Origin of the sequence: Enterobacter cloacae complex sp. IR5418, assembly GCF_049238105.1 — a bacterium.
Lineage (GTDB): Bacteria > Pseudomonadota > Gammaproteobacteria > Enterobacterales > Enterobacteriaceae > Enterobacter > Enterobacter hormaechei.
Window position 1 is genome coordinate 1 of record NZ_JBMKHS010000017.1, and the last position, 17,379, is coordinate 17,379.

At 56.7% G+C, this 17,379-nt stretch carries 11 protein-coding genes, 1 other RNA gene and 1 pseudogene; 7 read left to right on the forward strand and 6 right to left on the reverse strand.

Annotated features, from left to right (window positions below; genetic code table 11):
- Positions 1-91: 91 nt before the first annotated feature.
- Entirely contained in the window at positions 92-721 is a 630-nt protein-coding gene (locus ACOTX7_RS14150) for a helix-turn-helix domain-containing protein (protein WP_221257234.1), read from the forward strand.
- Between the two features lie 46 nt (positions 722-767).
- On the opposite strand, the gene ACOTX7_RS14155 is transcribed toward ACOTX7_RS14150, so the two are convergent.
- The 3 genes from ACOTX7_RS14155 to ydiJ form a co-directional block, all read right to left on the reverse strand.
- Entirely contained in the window at positions 768-962 is a 195-nt protein-coding gene (locus ACOTX7_RS14155) for a YdiH family protein (RefSeq protein WP_003857766.1), read from the reverse strand.
- Between the two features lie 85 nt (positions 963-1,047).
- Positions 1,048-1,458, reverse strand: a complete 411-nt coding sequence (gene menI / locus ACOTX7_RS14160) for a 1,4-dihydroxy-2-naphthoyl-CoA hydrolase (RefSeq protein ID WP_047354020.1) — start codon at positions 1,456-1,458, stop codon at positions 1,048-1,050.
- Positions 1,455-4,511 carry a D-2-hydroxyglutarate dehydrogenase YdiJ gene (ydiJ, locus tag ACOTX7_RS14165; RefSeq protein ID WP_221813515.1) on the reverse strand — a complete coding sequence of 1,019 codons (3,057 nt, stop codon included), beginning with the start codon at positions 4,509-4,511 and terminating at the stop codon, positions 1,455-1,457. The genes menI and ydiJ overlap by 4 nt, the downstream gene beginning before the upstream one ends.
- 199 nt (positions 4,512-4,710) lie before the next feature.
- Between ydiJ and ydiK the strand changes: the two genes are divergently transcribed.
- On the forward strand, positions 4,711-5,826 hold the full coding sequence (ydiK, locus tag ACOTX7_RS14170) for an AI-2E family transporter YdiK (RefSeq protein WP_006809055.1): 1,116 nt from the start codon (positions 4,711-4,713) through the stop codon (positions 5,824-5,826).
- Positions 5,827-6,035: 209 nt separating this feature from the next.
- An RNA gene (gene rprA / locus ACOTX7_RS14175) (antisense sRNA RprA) lies at positions 6,036-6,143 on the forward strand.
- Positions 6,144-6,148: 5 nt separating this feature from the next.
- Here rprA and ACOTX7_RS14180 read toward each other — a convergent pair.
- From ACOTX7_RS14180 to ppsA, 3 genes are all read right to left on the reverse strand, one after another.
- Positions 6,149-8,524: a glycoside hydrolase family 3 N-terminal domain-containing protein gene (locus ACOTX7_RS14180; protein ID WP_221255859.1), complete on the reverse strand. Its 2,376-nt coding sequence runs from the start codon at positions 8,522-8,524 to the stop codon at positions 6,149-6,151.
- Between the two features lie 3 nt (positions 8,525-8,527).
- Positions 8,528-9,928, reverse strand: a complete 1,401-nt coding sequence (locus ACOTX7_RS14185) for an MFS transporter (RefSeq protein WP_006809057.1) — start codon at positions 9,926-9,928, stop codon at positions 8,528-8,530.
- A gap of 234 nt (positions 9,929-10,162) precedes the next feature.
- Positions 10,163-12,541: a phosphoenolpyruvate synthase gene (gene ppsA, locus ACOTX7_RS14190; RefSeq protein WP_006809058.1), complete on the reverse strand. Its 2,379-nt coding sequence runs from the start codon at positions 12,539-12,541 to the stop codon at positions 10,163-10,165.
- A 335-nt stretch (positions 12,542-12,876) separates the two neighbouring features.
- On the opposite strand from ppsA, the gene ppsR reads away from it, so the two are divergent.
- From ppsR to ACOTX7_RS14210, 4 genes and pseudogenes are all read left to right on the forward strand, one after another.
- Positions 12,877-13,710, forward strand: coding sequence for a posphoenolpyruvate synthetase regulatory kinase/phosphorylase PpsR (ppsR, locus tag ACOTX7_RS14195; protein ID WP_032673514.1), 834 nt, complete (start codon positions 12,877-12,879; stop codon positions 13,708-13,710).
- Between the two features lie 150 nt (positions 13,711-13,860).
- The gene (aroH, locus tag ACOTX7_RS14200; protein ID WP_221813517.1) at positions 13,861-14,907 is read left to right on the forward strand and encodes a 3-deoxy-7-phosphoheptulonate synthase; all 1,047 of its coding nucleotides are present in this window, start codon (positions 13,861-13,863) and stop codon (positions 14,905-14,907) included.
- 197 nt (positions 14,908-15,104) lie between these two features.
- A complete protein-coding gene (gene hemP, locus ACOTX7_RS14205; RefSeq protein ID WP_047354032.1) occupies positions 15,105-15,293 on the forward strand; it encodes a hemin uptake protein HemP in 189 nt (62 codons plus the stop codon).
- Positions 15,294-15,368: 75 nt separating this feature from the next.
- Positions 15,369-17,351, forward strand: a pseudogene (locus ACOTX7_RS14210) (TonB-dependent hemoglobin/transferrin/lactoferrin family receptor).
- Positions 17,352-17,379: the final 28 nt, after the last annotated feature.

Genomic DNA, 17,379 nt, shown 5'->3' on the forward strand with positions numbered 1-17,379 from the left:
GAAGATGCGTGATCTGATCCTTCAACTCAGCAAAAGTTCGATTTATTCAACAAAGTCTATAGAGAGTACTATCTCTTTCCAGGTTAACGCTATGTCTTCTGATAAACCATCGCATCGCGGCTCTCCCTATGCTCAGGAACTGATTTCTCATTTACAGCCGCACTGCGCCACGCATAAAACCGATCCCGGCGAGCAACTTCATCTCCAGGTTAACGGGCAGAGCATGTGTTATTTAATTCTTGAGGGCACGGTCGCTATATACAGAAGAAGCGACGATATGATGCTTTCGACGGCGCGCAGTCCCGCCCTGTTTGGCCTCGCTAACCTGACGGACATCTATTTTACCGACTACCTCCGAACGGTGACGCCTTGCCTGATCGGTGTGCTCACGACCGATCGGGTGGCTGAAATTATCAAAGAGAACGCGCTGTGGGGGCTGCTTTCTAATCATCTGATGTTTGTTTACAACCGCCTCTATCACAACGTGATGCCGAAAGGCGCGCCAACCGCATACGAAATGATTCGCCAGCAGCTCGTGTTGCTGATGCAGGAAGATGACAGCTACCGACGTAGCGTGACGGCGGAAAGGTATATCAGGGATAAAACCCAGCTTTCCCGCAGCGGCGTAATGCGCATACTGGCTGACCTGAAAACGGGCGGGTTCATCGAAATGGAAGAAGGCCGGCTCATTAAAATTAACAAACTGCCTGCCAGATACTGACTGTCAGACACAAAAAAGGCCGCGTTTGCGGCCTTTTCTTCACTGCTTAATGGACGTGAACGCCCAACCGCCAGGCAAAGTAGATCTCTTCTTTCAGTTCGTTTGAAGAGAGCGCCAGCAAATCCGTAAATTCCAGCTCAAGCTGTTTCAGCTTTTTCAGGTACTGCGCGGGAGACAGATTGCTTTTATCGCGACGTAAATATTCAATTGCCAGCTGTGTTGGGGTTATTTCAGTATCCATGATGTCCTCGCTTATGTTCAAAACGTGACCAGTATACCACAATCAGGCGGCTATTTTTTGACCAAAAGCAAGGCATCCGGAAACTTTACACAACGGCCGTCGTCAGCCTGGATGAACAACACAGGCGATCCTGTTCGTCCAGAATCTCTATCTGCCACACCTGATGACGGCTTCCGGCATGCAGTGCGCGGCAGATGCCGCGCACGTGTCCGCTGCGAACAGAGCGGATGTGGTTGGCATTGACCTCCAGCCCCACCACCTTCTGCTCTCCTTCCGTACAGAGGTAGCCTGCCACCGACCCCAGCGTTTCCGCCAGCACGACGGACGCGCCGCCGTGCAACAGGCCAAACGGTTGATGAGTGCGGCGGTCTACTGGCATCGTTGCTTCCAGTTCGTCGTCGCCAATGCGCGTGAACTGGATGTCCAGCAAACCGACCATGTTCTCCGCGCCCATGGCATTTAATGCCTCCAGCGTGACCGCTCGTTTCCAGATCATCCCATAATCTCCAGTAAAGCCTGCAATGGATGGCGAACGCCGTTACCTTCCACCCGTTTCACCTGGCTGCGGCAGGAGTAGCCCGTCGCCAGACAGCGGTTGCGTGGCAGGCGCTGCATCGCCTGATGCCATGACAGTTCATAGATGCCAAGCGAGTTGGCGTGGTTTTTGGCTTCATGGCCGTAGGTTCCGGCCATGCCGCAGCAGCCCACGTTGACGCTTTCCAGCTTCGCGCCAAACCGGGCGAAGATAGAAGCCCACTGGGCAGGCGCCGTCGGCAGCGCCGTCACTTCGGTACAGTGCCCAAACAGATACCAGGATTCTCCGCTGACCTCCTGAGGGGCCGTTTGCGTCAGCACCGCAGGCAGCCATTCGTGCACCAGTAAGACCTGAAAATCACCGCGCTTATCGCCGAGCGTCTGCCTGTATTCATCGCGGTAGCAGAGCACCAGCGCCGGATCGACGCCCACCATCGGCATGCCGAGCTGCGCCACGCGATTCAGGAAATCTGACGTTTTCTGCGCAGTTTTCGCAAAGCGGGTCAGGAAGCCTTTAATGTGCTGCGCCTTGCCGTTCGGGGAGAACGGCAGCACCACCGGCTGGTAGCCGATTTTCTCGGCCAGCCGGACAAAATCAGCCACCACCTGCGCATCGTAATAGCTGGTAAACGGATCCTGCACCACCAGCACCACCTTCGCTTTCTGCTCAGGGCTTAATGCTTCCAGTTGTTCCAGGGTCATGTTCGCCGAGCGGTGCCCCACCAGCCGACGCTGGAGCGATGGCGTCGACAGCAGCGGCAAATCCACCATGCCGATATGTTTTTCAGACAGTTTGCGCACCAGCGGCTGATTGATAAAGAAGTTAAAGGTTTTTGGCGCACGGGCCATCAGCGGCGCGTAACTCTCCACCGTCGCCACCAGATGATCGCGCAGGGGGCGCAGATAACGCGTGTGATAGAGCTGGAGGAAGCGGGAACGGAATTCCGGTACGTCAATTTTAATCGGGCACTGGGTTGAACACGCCTTGCACGCCAGGCAGCCGGACATCGCCTCTTTCACTTCATGAGAAAAATCGTATTCACCTTTATTCGCATGCCAGCTGTTGCGAGTGCGTTCGATAAGCCTGCGCAGGCTGGCGCGTTTTTCCGGCAGTTCCTGTTCCAGCTTGAGCGGGTCAATGCCGCGATCGGCCAGCAGGCGCAGCCATTCACGCACCAGCGTCGCACGCCCTTTCGGGGAGTGGATACGGTTGCTGGTGATTTTCATCGACGGACACATCGGGCTTTTCACGTCGAAGTTGAAGCACAGCCCGTTGCCGTTACACTCCATCGCGCCGCGCCAGGACGCGCGTACCGCAATCGGAATTTGTCGGTCATAGGTGCCGCGCTTAACGGCGTCCACCTGCAACATCGGCGCATCAACGCCCTCCGGCGGGCAGATTTTTCCCGGGTTGAGGCGGTTATCGGGGTCAAATGCGGCTTTCACCTTACGCAGTTCGGCGTAGAGTTGTTCACCAAAGAATGCCGGGCTGTACTCGGCGCGGAACCCTTTGCCGTGCTCGCCCCATAGCAAGCCGCCGTATTTGGCCGTGAGGGCCACGACCTCGTCGGAGATCTCCTTCATCAGGATCTCCTGCTGCGGATCGCACATGTCCAGCGCCGGGCGCACGTGCAGCACACCCGCGTCGACGTGCCCGAACATGCCATAGCTCAGACCATGGCTGTCCAGCAGCGCGCGAAACTCCACTATATAATCCGCCAGATGTTCCGGCGGCACGCAGGTATCCTCCGCAAACGGAATCGGCTTCGCCGCCCCTTTCGCGTTGCCGAGCAGCCCCACCGCCTTTTTACGCATCGCGTAGATTCGCTCGATGCCAGAGAGATCGTTACACAACTGCCAGCCAATGACGCCGCCTTCCCCCTGCGCAATCAGCTCGTCCAGACGCTGGCAGAGCGTGCTCACCTGGCTTTCAATAAGCTCTGCGTCATCCCCGGCGAACTCGACGATGTTCAGGCCGAGCATCTCTTTATCCGGCACGTCGGTAATCAGTTCGCTCACCGAATGCCAGACGATATCTTCCCGGGCCAGGTTCAGGACTTTTGAATCGACGGTTTCCACCGACAGCGCCCGCGCCTCCACCATAAACGGTGCATTACGCAAAGCGGAGTCAAAGGAGTTGTATTTGACGTTCACCAGACGGCGCACCTTTGGCAACCGGGTGATATCCAGCCGCGCTTCGGTGATGAAGGCCAGCGTCCCTTCTGACCCGGTCAGCACGCGGGTAAGATCGAACTGGCTCAGATCGTCATTAAAGACATGACGCAGATCGTAGCCCGTCAGGAAGCGGTTAAGCTTCGGGAATTTGTCGAGGATCAGTTCGCGATTTTCGCGGCAGCGCTCCAGCACGGTACGGTAAATCCGTCCGCTGGTGGTGCTCTCTTTTGCCAGCGTTTCAGCCAGTTCGACCGGCATCGGTTGGGTATCGAGAATATCGCCCCCCAGCAGCACCGCCCGCACACCCATGACGTGATCGGAGGTTTTGCCATAGACCAATGAGCCTTGCCCCGAGGCATCGGTGTTGATCATCCCGCCAAGGGTCGCGCGGTTACTGGTGGAAAGCTCCGGCGCAAAAAAATAGCCGTAAGGTTTTAAAAACTGATTCAGCTGATCTTTGATGACCCCCGCTTCCACACGTACCCACCCCTCTTCCGGGTTGATCTCAATGATGCGGTTCATATAGCGGGACATATCAATGATGATGCCCTGGTTCAGCGCCTGCCCATTGGTGCCTGTCCCGCCGCCGCGCGGGGTAAAGACCAGAGAGCTGAAACGGTCCTGCGACGCCAGGCGGGCGATGAGCGCTACATCGGCGGTAGAGCGCGGGAAAACGACGGCATCGGGAAGAAGCTGGTAAATACTGTTATCGGTCGCCATCGTCAGCCTGTCGGCATAATCGGTGGCGGTATCACCTGTAAAACCCTGTTGCTCCAGTGCCTGCAAAAAATTAAGCACCAGCTGAACGACGCCCGGTGCCTGAGAAATCTGTGGGATCATTGCTGTCGACCCTAATGAGAATAGTGTGAAATCGTTTGCGTTGTGTCTGGAAAGTTTTATCACATTTTTTTCTTATGTGCTTCGTAGAATTACGGGCAAAATCCGCCTGTCAAAAATCGCTGAAATCACTAATGATTAGAGAGAAGCGGTTTATATTCCCATCAGCCTTGCTGGTGTTCATTTAAGGAAAGTTTTGTTTATGGTCAACCTTCGTCAGCCCAGGGATGTCGCGCAGATACTGCTATCGGTGCTGTTCTTAGCCATTATGATTATTGCGTGTCTGTGGATTGTTCGCCCTTTCGTGCTCGGATTTGCCTGGGCCGCGACCGTCGTCGTCGCGACCTGGCCTTTACTCTTACGTTTGCAGAAGCTGCTGTTTGGTCGCCGCGGTCTGGCCGTGCTGGTGATGACGCTGCTGTTGTTCCTGCTGTTCATCATTCCCATTGCACTGCTGGTTAACAGCCTGGTTGACAGCAGCGGCCCGGTTATTCGCGCGGTCACCAGCGGTGACATGACGCTGCCGGATCTCGCGTGGCTGAACAGCATTCCGGTTGTGGGCGCCAAACTGTACAGCGGCTGGCATAGCCTGCTGGAGATGGGCGGTAGCGCCCTGATGGCCAAAGTGCGACCGTACATCGGGACAACCACCACCTGGTTTGTGGGGCAGGCTGCGCACATCGGTCGCTTCATGATGCACTGTGCGTTGATGCTGGTCTTCAGCGCCCTGCTTTACTGGCGCGGCGAGCAGGTTGCGCTGGGGATACGTCATTTCGCCACCCGCCTGGCAGGTAAACGCGGCGACGCCGCCGTGCTGCTGGCAGCCCAGGCCGTCCGCGCGGTGGCGCTCGGCGTGGTGGTCACAGCGCTGGTGCAGGCGGTGCTTGGCGGAATCGGGCTGGCGATTTCCGGTGTGCCGTATGCCACCATTTTCACCGTCATCATGCTAATGACCTGTCTGGCACAGCTCGGTCCGCTGCTGGTGCTGGTTCCCTGCATCATCTGGCTTTACTGGACGGGGGATACGACCTGGGGCACGGTGCTGCTGGTCTGGAGTTGCGTGGTGGGCACCATGGATAACGTGATTCGCCCGCTGCTCATTCGCATGGGCGCTGACCTGCCGCTGATATTAATCCTGTCCGGGGTGATCGGGGGATTAATTGCCTTCGGCATGATTGGTCTGTTCATCGGTCCGGTGCTGCTTGCGGTAACCTGGCGACTCTTCTCCGCCTGGGTGCATGAAGTGCCGCCGCCGGGAACCGATCCGGACGTCATCTTAAGCGAACTTGAAGAGCTGGAAGATAAGAACGCGCAGTAAGAACGTATGCCGGGTGGCGCTAACGCTTACCCGGCCTACATTCTGGGCAGGAATACTTAAACGTTGCTAAACTATTTATTCTCTGCTCACTGGTCAGACCCGCCTTTTCCTGCCTAAAACCGTCATTCTGTTCAAGAAATCTTTACCTCCCTTTAACTATTGAGACGAATCCGATCGACTCAAAATCCTGGCATGCCTACTATTAACACACGGTTATAAATCAACACCTTGATTTATAAGCATGGAAATCCCCTGAGTGAAACAACGAATTGCTGTGTGTAGTCTTTGCCCATCTCCCACGATGGGCTTTTTTTTATCCTTTTTACGCCCGGGTCATGTCACAGCGACTGAGCATTCGCCAATCCCCCGCCAGTACCCGCGTCTCTCCGGTTACCTGTACCGTTACTGCATCGCGAATATCCGCCGAGGACGCGCCAACCTGTAGCTCAAATTCCCCTGGCTCGACGATTCGCTTCCCGTCCCGGCGCGTGAAATTGAACATCTCTACCGGCAGGGTAAAGGTCAGCGTGGCGGTTTCTCCCGGTGAAAGCGTAACGCGCTGGAACGCTTTCAGCTCCTGAAGCGGCCGCACCTGCGTGGCGACCTTATCGCGCACATACACCTGCACCACTTCACTGCCACTGCGCTCCCCGGTGTTGGTGATATCGACGTTTAACACCACCTCTCCGCCGACCGGGACGCGACTTTCAGCCAGGCGGGCCGCGCCCCAGCTAAACTGCGTCCAGCCGAGACCGTAACCGAACGGGTAAAGTGCGCCGAAATGGAACGCAAACGGCGTGCCGCCGCTTTTCAGCTTGTGGTTGTAGTAGTACGGCATCGCCCCGGCGCTTTTCGGTACGCTCACGACCAGCCTGCCCTGCGGCTCCGCGCGACCGGTTAAGACATCGGCAATCGCCCAGCCTCCTTCCTGCCCCGGCGCCCAGGCCAACATCAGCGCGGCCACCTTATCTTCCAGCCCCTGAAGGTTATAAGGTCGCCCGCCGGTCATGACGACAATCACCGGCTTACCGGTTGCCACCAGCGCCTCCAGCAGCTGTTGCTGCACGCCCGGCAGATCCAGCGAATCGGTATCCGATCCTTCCCCCACGGTGCCGCTCTGGAATAGTCCGGCGAGGTCACCGACGCAGGCCACCACCACGTCACTCGCTTGCGCCGCGCTCACGGCGTCGGGGATCAGATCCGTGCGTTGTGAAACCGGCGACTGCTGCATCGGTTTACCACCGCTGTCGCCAGGAAAGACTGGCGCGCCCGCCATCCGTTTTTCGATAATGTGACACCCTTTGGCGTAACGTATCTGCGATGCACCAAGATACTGTTCCAGCGCCGCGCGCGGAGTAGTCACCTGCGAGGTCTCTTCAACCATATCGCTGATGATCAGGTGCACCGGGAAGCTGTAGCCGCTCAGCAGCGCCAGCGGATCGTCTGCCGTCGGTCCCACTACCGCTACACGAGGTTTCCCGTTGAGGGGCAAAATGCCGTTGTTTTCCAGCAGCGTTATCGATTTTGCTGCCACCTCGCGCGTTACCTGCCGGGTCGCCTCATTCTGCAAATCAATACTGTCTTCGTCGGCGTACGGTTTTTCAAACAGCCCGAGGCGGAATTTTTCACTCAGCACACGCGCCACAATCTCATCCACTTTCGCCATCGAAATAAGCCCACGCTCTACCGCTTCCGCCAGATGACGCGCGCAGTCATCTTTTGGCAATTCCACGTCCAGCCCGGCGTTAAACGCCAGCGCCGCTGATTCCGCGGGATCGTGAGAAACCCCGTGGTGCTGGTGCAGCAGGCTGACGCCGCCGTAATCCGCCACGATAATACCGTCGAAGCCCCACTGTTCACGCAGTACGGTGGTGAGCAGGAAGTGGTCGCTGTGCCCTGGCTGGTTATCAATGTCGTGATAGGCGGGCATCACTGAACCGGCGTGGGCCAGCTTCACCGCCATTTCAAACGGCAGCAGGAAGGTATCGTTTAGCTCGCTGAAACCGAGATGGACCGGCGCATGGTTGCGCGCCCCTTCGCTGAAGGAGTGGCCGACGTAGTGTTTCAGGGTCGCCAGCAGATCGCGCTTATCACCCTGCAAGCCTTTGACGTAGGCGGTGGCCATCACCCCCACCAGCCACGGATCTTCCCCGAAGGTCTCTTCCGTACGCCCCCAGCGCACGTCGCGGGAAACGTCCAGCACCGGGGCCAGCCCCTGTTGACACCCGACGGATCGAGCCTCTTTGCCGATCTGCTCCGCTGCGCGCTGTACCAGCGCCGGATCCCAGGTGGAACCATAGTTCAGCGACGACGGGAACAGCGTTGCGTCTTTGCACAGCAATCCCACCAGACACTCCTCATGAAACAGCGCCGGAATGCCGAGCCGGGTCTCCTCCATCATCATGCGTTGCAGACGGTTGGCGGCTCGCACGCCGGTTTTTGCATCAACAATGTGCGTGCCGAGCGGTCGGGTGATCTGCCCGACACCCAGCTTCAGCCGTTCGCTGAGGGACGCCTGTTCGCTCACACCGGCGAATTCATCGCTCAAATCGCTGCGCTCGCGATGGTTGCCATTTTCGTCGAGGATCAGCCAGTACGCGTGCATCTGAGCAAATTTCTCTTCAGGACTCATACGCGCCAGTAAATCGGCGACACGCTCATGTACGGGACGTCCCGCGTCCTTATAGATAGCCATCATGTTTTACTCCTGTATTGCGGATTGGGTTGCCGGGCTGAGCTGCCCCGCATCGTTTCGAATATCGCGTTTGCTGGCCAGCTCCCGGGCGATAGTGTCTACAAGCCGGCTGTTAAGTTTGTAGATGGCAAGGAGTGCCACCATGCAGAGGAACAGCACGCAGGGGATCAGGGTAAACAGGGCGTTGATGGTTGCGAGGACGTGAGGCGCCTGGTTTGCCTGTCCGGGCGCGTAATCCACCATGCCAAGCACCCAGCCGACCACCGCCCCACCCAGCGCCAGCCCAAACTTGATGGCAAACAGGGCGGTAGAAAAGACCAGCCCGTCCAGACGGCGGCCGCTCCGGTGTTCTTCGTAGTCCACCACATCGGAGAACATGGTCCATTGCAGGGGCGTGGTCAGGTTCTGAATAAAACTAAACACAATATTCAGACCGAATATCAGCCACACCTGCGAAGGGGGAATGAAGAAAATCAGCGCGCCAAAAATAACGAAGGAAATAATAGTCCACTGATATGCGCGAACGCGGTCAAATTTCCCCAGCAGGCGTTCAGATAATAATGCGCCGCTTAAGGATGCCACCATGCCGGAAACAATAAAGGCAAAGACCAGTTCCGGACGTAACAGAACATAGTTAACGTAATACATGGTCGCAGAGCCACGCGTTACGACGGCGGTTAACAGTAAAATATTAAACAGAAAAACAATTCGCCACTGGCTGTTGCCAGCCAGCAGTTTTAAATCCGTCAGCATTGAGCCGGAGGTGTCATTGCGCGGAGAGTAACGCTCGCGGGTCATAAAGAAGCAGCAGAAGAATAACACAATTCCCAGCAGCCCCATCAGGCTCATGGCATAGAAATAGCCTTTCTGCACATTGCCCTGGCCTAATAAAGAGACCAGCGGCAGCGCGATGACCGTGACAATCAACCCGCCGATAAACGACAGGCCAAAGCGCCAGGATTGCAGCGAGTGGCGCTCGCGTGGGTCGAGCGTCAGCGCGCCGGGCATGGCGCAGTAAGGGACGTTAATCGCGGAGTAGATCAGGCTCAGGATGGCATAGGTCACGCAGGCATAAACAATTTTTGCCGTCGCCCCGGCATCCGGTACGTAGAAGGTGATGAGGCAGCTCACGCCAAACGGAATGGCAAACCAGAGCAGCCAGGGACGAAAACGACCGTGGCGCGTCTGAGTACGATCCACCAGCGCGCCAATGCATGGGTCGACAAACGCATCGACCACGCGCACCACTAAAAACATGGTGCCCATAATGGCCGCCGGTAAACCGAATACGTCCGTATAGAAATAAGCGAGAAATAACGTTGCCGTTTGCCAGACCAGCGCGCTGGCCATATCACCCAGGCCATAACCTATTTTATCTTTGGTACGTAATACAGAGGAGATTGTCATTGTTATTTGCCTTTTTATCAGGTTAAAACGTATTTCAACCAGTCGCGCATCAGCCCGAAGGCGGTACGCGGTAAGGCTCAAGTATTAGCAACGCTTTGCCCGCTAACAATTGTCTAAATTAACAGATAAATTATGATATTTGGTTTTTTGCTTTATTTGTGATGGTGAGCATATTCGCAGGAAAATAAAAAAGGCGAGGACAGATATCCTCGCCTTTTTCAGGTTATGCAGGTTTTACTTGTTCAGCTCTGCCAGGCTCAGCCAGGTTTGCACCACGGTGTCCGGGTTCAGGGAGAGGCTATCAATGCCCTCGTCCATCAGCCAGGCCGCAAAGTCTTCATGGTCAGAAGGACCCTGACCGCAAATCCCGACATATTTACCCTGTTTCTTCGCCGCGCGGATGGCCATGGAGAGCAGCGCTTTCACCGCCTCGTTACGCTCATCGAACAGCTCAGAGACCACGCCGGAGTCGCGGTCCAGACCGAGCGCCAGCTGCGTCATGTCGTTCGAACCAATGGAGAAACCGTCGAAATGTTCCAGGAACTGCTCGGCCAGCAGGGCGTTGGACGGAATTTCACACATCATGATGATCTTCAGCCCGTTCTCGCCACGCTTCAGTCCCTGGCGCGCCAGCTCATCCACCACCGCTTTCGCCTGATCCACGGTACGGACGAACGGGATCATGATTTCCACGTTGGTCAGCCCCATGTCGTTGCGCACGCGTTTTACCGCCTCGCACTCCAGCGCGAAGCAGTCGCGGAAGCTTTCCGACACGTAACGTCCGGCGCCACGGAAGCCCAGCATCGGGTTCTCTTCTTCCGGCTCGTAACGTTCGCCGCCCACCAGGTTGGCGTATTCGTTGGACTTAAAGTCCGACAGACGCACGATCACGCGTTTCGGGTAGAAGGCCGCGCCGAGCGTGGCGATCCCTTCCGTCAGGCGTCCGACATAGAACTCTTTCGGCGAGTCGTAACCCTTCATCATCTCGCGGATTTCGTTTTGCAGTTTTGCGTCCTGGTCGTCGAACTCCAGCAGCGCACGCGGGTGCACCCCGATCATACGGTTAATAATAAATTCCAGACGCGCCAGACCCACGCCTTCGTTCGGCAGGCAGGCGAAGTCAAACGCGCGGTCCGGGTTACCGACGTTCATCATGATCTTCAGCGGCAGGTCCGGCATGGTATCCACGCTGGAGCTTTTCACGCTGAAGTCGAGGATATCGGCATACACATAACCGGTATCGCCTTCGGCACAGGAGACCGTCACGTTCTGGTCGTCCTTCATGCGTTCGGTCGCGTCGCCGCAGCCGACGACCGCCGGGATCCCCAGCTCACGGGCGATAATAGCCGCGTGACAGGTACGGCCACCGCGGTTGGTGACGATGGCAGCCGCTTTCTTCATGATCGGTTCCCAGTCCGGGTCGGTCATGTCGGTGACCAGCACGTCGCCGGGCTGAATGCGGTTCATCTCGCTGATGTCGTGGATCACTTTCACCGGACCGGCACCGATGCGGTGACCAATTGCGCGGCCTTCCGCGACAATTTTGCCCTGCGCGTGCAGGGTGTAGCGCTCCATGACCTGACCGCGTGAACGGACGGTTTCCGGACGCGCCTGCACGATAAACAGCTTGCCGGTGTGTCCGTCTTTCGCCCACTCGATGTCCATCGGACGACCATAGTGTTTTTCGATCTGCACCGCCTGCTTCGCCAGTTCTTCCACTTCGGCGTCGGTCAGGGAGAAACGGTCACGCTGCTCCTGCGGAACATCCTCAATGGTGACCTGCTTACCATGCTCCTGGGTCGGGGCATAGATCATGCGGATTTTTTTCGAGCCCATGGTGCGGCGCACCACCGCCGGGCGATTTGCCGCCAGCGTAGGCTTGTGTACGTAGAATTCGTCAGGGTTCACCGCCCCCTGTACCACCATCTCGCCCAGCCCCCACGCGGAGGTGATAAACACCACCTGGTCGAAACCGGATTCGGTATCAATGGAGAACATCACGCCGGAGGAACCCACGTCGGAGCGCACCATACGCTGCACGCCCGCGGAGAGCGCGACGCCGCGATGATCATAGCCCTGATGAACGCGATAGGAGATGGCGCGGTCGTTGAACAGGGAAGCAAACACATGCTTCACCGCCACCAGTACCGCCTCATAACCCTGGACGTTGAGGAAGGTTTCCTGCTGTCCGGCGAAAGAGGCATCCGGCATATCTTCCGCGGTAGCGGAGGAGCGCACGGCAAAAGAGGCCTGCGCGTCGTCAGCGGAGAGCTGGTTGTAGGCGTCGTGAATGGCTTTTTCCAGTTCCGGCTGGAAAGGTGTGTCGATGATCCACTGGCGGATTTGCGCGCCGGCTTTGGCAAGCTCGGTGACATCATCAATATCCGTTTTATCCAGCAGGTCGTAAATGCGCTGGTTTACACCGCTCTGGTCTAAAAACAGGTTAAACGCATCGGCGGTTGTGGCAAACCCGTTAGGTACGGAGACACCCATACCAGACAGATTTGTAATCATTTCACCCAGGGAGGCATTTTTGCCCCCAACTCTGTCTACATCATTCATGCCGAGTTGGTTATACCAAAGCACCAGCGGTGACGAGCCATTGTTGGACATCGAAACAATCCTTTTGTGATATTTGATCGGAGTAAGAAACACCTGACTACGTATTTATACTGGCATATTTATTTCCGCTAAAAAAACGGTGAATCGTGTAAGCAATTTAAATTTTCAACTTTTCGGACAGTTTCCCCGCACTCGCTAACCCGATGATTCCTATAGATTCCGGCAAAAACCATAGAAATAAAGCCGCTATTCGAAAAATGAAATCCACTTTTCAGGAAAATCAAAAACACCATTTCATTTTAAATTCAGATAAGTTCTTTGCTGTGAAATTAACTTTTTTAATTTATGCTTTCAGGCAATTACGTACGCTATTCAGGGTGGATAAAATGGATAATGCTGTCGATCGCCACGTTTTTTATATTTCTGATGGGACGGCGATTACCGCCGAGGTGCTGGGACACGCGGTGATGTCGCAGTTTCCCGTGTCGATAAATAGCATCACGCTGCCGTTCGTGGAAAATGAGAGCCGGGCCAAAGCGGTCAAGGACCAGATCGACGCCATTTACCAGCAGACCGGCGTTCGTCCCCTGGTGTTCTATTCCATTGTGATCCCCGAGATCCGCAACATCATTCTGCAAAGCGAGGGCTTCTGTCAGGACATCGTGCAGGCGCTGGTCGCGCCGCTGCAAGGCGAGCTGAAGCTGGACCCGACGCCCATCGCCCACCGTACCCACGGGCTGAACCCGGGCAACCTGACCAAATACGATGCGCGTATTGCCGCCATTGACTACACCCTGGCGCACGACGACGGGATCTCGCTGCGCAATCTGGACCAGGCGCAGGTGATTTTGCTCGGCGTCTCGCGCTGCGGTAAAACCCCCACCAGCCTTTACCTTGCGATGCAGTTTGGCATTCGCGCCGCCAACTACCCCTTTATTGCCGATGATATGGATAACCTGGTGCTGCCCGCCGCGCTCAAGCCGCTCCAGCATAAGCTGTTTGGGCTGACCATCAACCCGGAGCGACTGGCGGCAATCCGCGAAGAACGTCGCGAGAACAGCCGCTACGCCTCCATGCGCCAGTGCCGTATGGAAGTCTCTGAAGTCGAAGCGCTGTATCGAAAAAACCAGATCCCCTGGCTGAACAGTACCAACTATTCAGTAGAAGAAATTGCCACCAAGATCCTCGATATCATGGGGCTGAATCGCCGCATGTACTAATATGCTAGTACATTAATCCAGTTTCAGTTATTATCATGCCATCCTCGGGGCGACGTGCCCCGAACTTGAAATCAGCAGGGATTGGTTTAAGGTGATGCCCATCACTTCCCGGTAGTCTGCCGATGAAGCAAAAAATTTCTGAGACATTCCATGAACAAAACCGACGAACTGCGCACCGCGCGCATTGATAGCCTGGTCACACCGGCTGAACTGGCCCGGCTGCATCCCGTTTCCGCCGATGTGGCGGACCATGTGACGGCCTCCCGTCGCCGCATCGAAAAAATTCTCAATGGTGAAGACAAACGGCTTCTGGTGGTGATTGGCCCCTGCTCCATCCACGACCTCGAGGCGGCGATGGATTATGCGAAACGCCTTCAGACGCTGCGTGAAAAATATCAGGATCGCCTTGAGATCGTGATGCGGACCTACTTTGAAAAGCCGCGTACCGTGGTGGGCTGGAAAGGATTGATCTCCGATCCCGACCTGAACGGCAGCTACCGGGTGAATCACGGTATTGCCCTGGCGCGTAAGCTGCTGTTACAGGTTAACGAGCTGGGTGTGCCTACCGCCACCGAATTTCTGGATATGGTGACCGGACAATTTATTGCCGACCTCATTAGCTGGGGCGCGATAGGGGCGCGTACCACCGAAAGCCAGATCCACCGAGAAATGGCATCGGCGCTCTCCTGCCCGGTGGGTTTCAAAAACGGAACGGACGGCAATACCCGAATTGCCGTCGATGCCATCCGGGCGTCACGTGCCAGCCATATGTTCCTCTCGCCGGATAAAAACGGCCAGATGACCATCTACCAGACCAGCGGCAACCCGTTCGGGCATATCATTATGCGTGGCGGTAAAAAACCGAATTACCATGCAGACGATATTGCCGCTGCCTGCGAAACGCTGGCGGAATTTGACCTGCCGGAGCATCTGGTGGTGGATTTCAGCCACGGCAACTGCCAGAAACAGCACCGCCGCCAGCTGGACGTCTGTGAAGAAGTTTGCCAGCAGATCCGCAGCGGCTCGACCGCCATTGCCGGAATTATGGCGGAGAGTTTTATTAAAGAAGGTACTCAGAAGATCGTCGCCGGACAGCAAATGGTCTACGGGCAGTCAATCACCGACCCGTGCCTGAGCTGGGAAGACAGCGAGCTGCTGCTGGAGATGCTGGCTGCGGCGGTTGATTCTCGCTTCTGATGTTATTGTCGGGTGGCGCTGCGCTTACCCGACCTACGATCCGTGCCGTTGTAGGCCCGGTAAGGCGTAGCCGCCACCGGGCGTTTCATTGCACAAATTTGATCCCGTCACACAATTTTCACAAAAACGCTTGCCGTGAATTTGCAGTTTATTGATAATGATTATCATTGTTACATTGATTGTTATTTATAAACATTATGTCACCGACCGATAACAGCGCGGCAACGCCAACAAAAACACACACAGCGCCGTCCCCTGCTCCCACCGATCGCCGAATCGACAGCAAAAGCCTGTTGGGTGACGAGGGACGGGTGATTATCGTGCATGACGGGCAGCACTACCTGCTGCGCCAGACCAATGCCGGAAAACTGATCCTGACTAAATAAACCACAAAAACATTCGCCAGCCACCCAGGTGATCCCCAGGCAGCCAGCGCTTTTCACTTCTTATGGAGAGTTGCTATGCCACACCTGCAATCCGCGTCTTTACGTCCGTCTCTTCTGGCGCTGGCGATTGTCAGCACCCTGCCGGGCGTTACGTTTGCCGCCGCAGACGAGATCACCGTCACCGCCACCGGCAATGCCCGCAGCGCCTTTGAAGCCCCCATGATGGTGAGCGTGATTGACGCCACCGCGCCGGAAAACCAGACCACCAGCTCCGCCGCCGACCTGCTGCGCAAGGTGCCCGGTCTGACGCTGGACGGCACCGGGCGCACCAACGGCCAGGACGTTAACCTTCGGGGCTATGACCGCCGTGGCGTACTGGTGCTGGTGGATGGCGTACGCCAGGGTACCGATACCGGACACCTGAACAGCACGTTCCTCGATCCGGCGCTGATCAAACGTATTGAAGTAGTACGTGGTCCTTCCGCCTTGCTGTACGGCAGCGGCGCGCTGGGCGGCGTAATTTCGTATGACACCGTCGACGCCAGCGATCTGCTGGACGCGGGTAAAAACAGCGGCTATCGCGTCTTTGCTACCGGCGCAACGGGCGATCACAGCATCGGAATGGGTGCCAGCGCCTATGGCCGCACCGATACCCTGGACGGTCTGGTCTCCTGGTCCAGCCGCGATCGCGGCGATATTCGCCAGAGCGACGGCGCGAGGGCACCAAACGACGAATCCATCAACAATATGCTGGCGAAAGGCAGCTGGAAAATCGATCCGGCACAGACGCTGAGCGGCTCCCTGCGCTAGTACAACAACGACGCGCAGGAGCCGAAAAACCCGCAGGCCACGGATGCCAGCAGCAGTAACCCGATAACCGATCGTTCCACCATTCAGCGCGATGCCCAGCTTGGCTACCGCATTGCGCCAGCCGGAAACGACTGGCTGAACGCCGATGCGAAAATTTACTGGTCCGAAGCGCGGATCAACGCCCAGAACATCGACGCCAGCGGCGAGTTCCGTAAACAGACCACCAAAGGCGGCAAAGTGGAAAACCGTACCCGCCTGTTCAGCGACGCCTTCGCCTCGCACCTGCTGACCTACGGCGGGGAATACTATCGTCAGGAGCAACACCCTGGCGGCGCGACCACCGGCTTCCCGGACGCGAAAATCGACTTCAGCTCTGGCTGGTTGCAGGATGAGATCACCCTGCGCGACCTGCCGGTAACGCTTCTCGGCGGGACGCGTTACGACAACTATCGCGGCAGCAGCGACGGCTATGACGACGTGGATGCGGATAAATGGTCATCACGCGCCGGGTTAACCGTGAGTCCGACCGACTGGCTGATGCTGTTCGGCTCTTACGCTCAGGCCTTCCGCGCGCCAACGATGGGCGAGATGTATAACGACGCGAAGCACTTCTCTATCGGCAGCTTCTACACCAACTACTGGGTGCCGAACCCGAACCTGCGCCCGGAAACTAACGAAACCCAGGAGTTCGGTTTTGGGCTGCGTTTTGACGATCTGCTGCTCGCCAACGACGCGCTGGAGTTCAAAGCCAGCTATTTCGACACCAACGCGAAAGATTACATCTCCACCACCGTGGATTTTGCGGCGGCGACTACCATGTCCTATAACGTACCGAACGCCAAAATCTGGGGCTGGGACATGATGGCAACCTACGCGACCAGCCTGTTCAACCTCGACGTCGCCTACAACCGCACGCGCGGAAAAGATACCGACACGGGCGAATATATCTCCAGCATTAACCCGGACACCGTCACCAGCAAGCTGGATATCCCGGTGGCGCAAAGCGGCTTCTCCGTGGGCTGGATCGGCACCTTCGTCGAACGTTCAACGCACATCAGCAGCAGCTACAGCGAGCAGCCTGGCTACGCAGTGAATGATTTCTACGTCAGCTATAAAGGCCAGCAGCAGTTCAAAGGCATCACCACCACCCTCGTGCTGGGGAACGCCTTCGACAAAGCCTACTGGTCACCGCAGGGCATCCCGCAGGATGGCCGCAACGGCAAGATCTTCGTCAGTTATCAATGGTAATGCCCTTCGGGGCAACGATTCAGAAGGA

Coding starts and splice junctions, on each gene's coding strand:
- ydiJ (WP_221813515.1), bottom strand. CDS start 4,511: ATGATCCCACAGATTTCTCAGGCACCGGGCGTCGTTCAGCTGGTGCTT.
- menI (WP_047354020.1), bottom strand. CDS start 1,458: ATGATCTGGAAACGAGCGGTCACGCTGGAGGCATTAAATGCCATGGGC.
- ydiK (WP_006809055.1), top strand. CDS start 4,711: ATGGTCAACCTTCGTCAGCCCAGGGATGTCGCGCAGATACTGCTATCG.
- ppsA (WP_006809058.1), bottom strand. CDS start 12,541: ATGTCCAACAATGGCTCGTCACCGCTGGTGCTTTGGTATAACCAACTC.
- hemP (WP_047354032.1), top strand. CDS start 15,105: ATGTCACCGACCGATAACAGCGCGGCAACGCCAACAAAAACACACACA.
- aroH (WP_221813517.1), top strand. CDS start 13,861: ATGAACAAAACCGACGAACTGCGCACCGCGCGCATTGATAGCCTGGTC.
- ACOTX7_RS14185 (WP_006809057.1), bottom strand. CDS start 9,928: ATGACAATCTCCTCTGTATTACGTACCAAAGATAAAATAGGTTATGGC.
- ACOTX7_RS14180 (WP_221255859.1), bottom strand. CDS start 8,524: ATGATGGCTATCTATAAGGACGCGGGACGTCCCGTACATGAGCGTGTC.
- ACOTX7_RS14155 (WP_003857766.1), bottom strand. CDS start 962: ATGGATACTGAAATAACCCCAACACAGCTGGCAATTGAATATTTACGT.
- ACOTX7_RS14150 (WP_221257234.1), top strand. CDS start 92: ATGTCTTCTGATAAACCATCGCATCGCGGCTCTCCCTATGCTCAGGAA.
- ppsR (WP_032673514.1), top strand. CDS start 12,877: ATGGATAATGCTGTCGATCGCCACGTTTTTTATATTTCTGATGGGACG.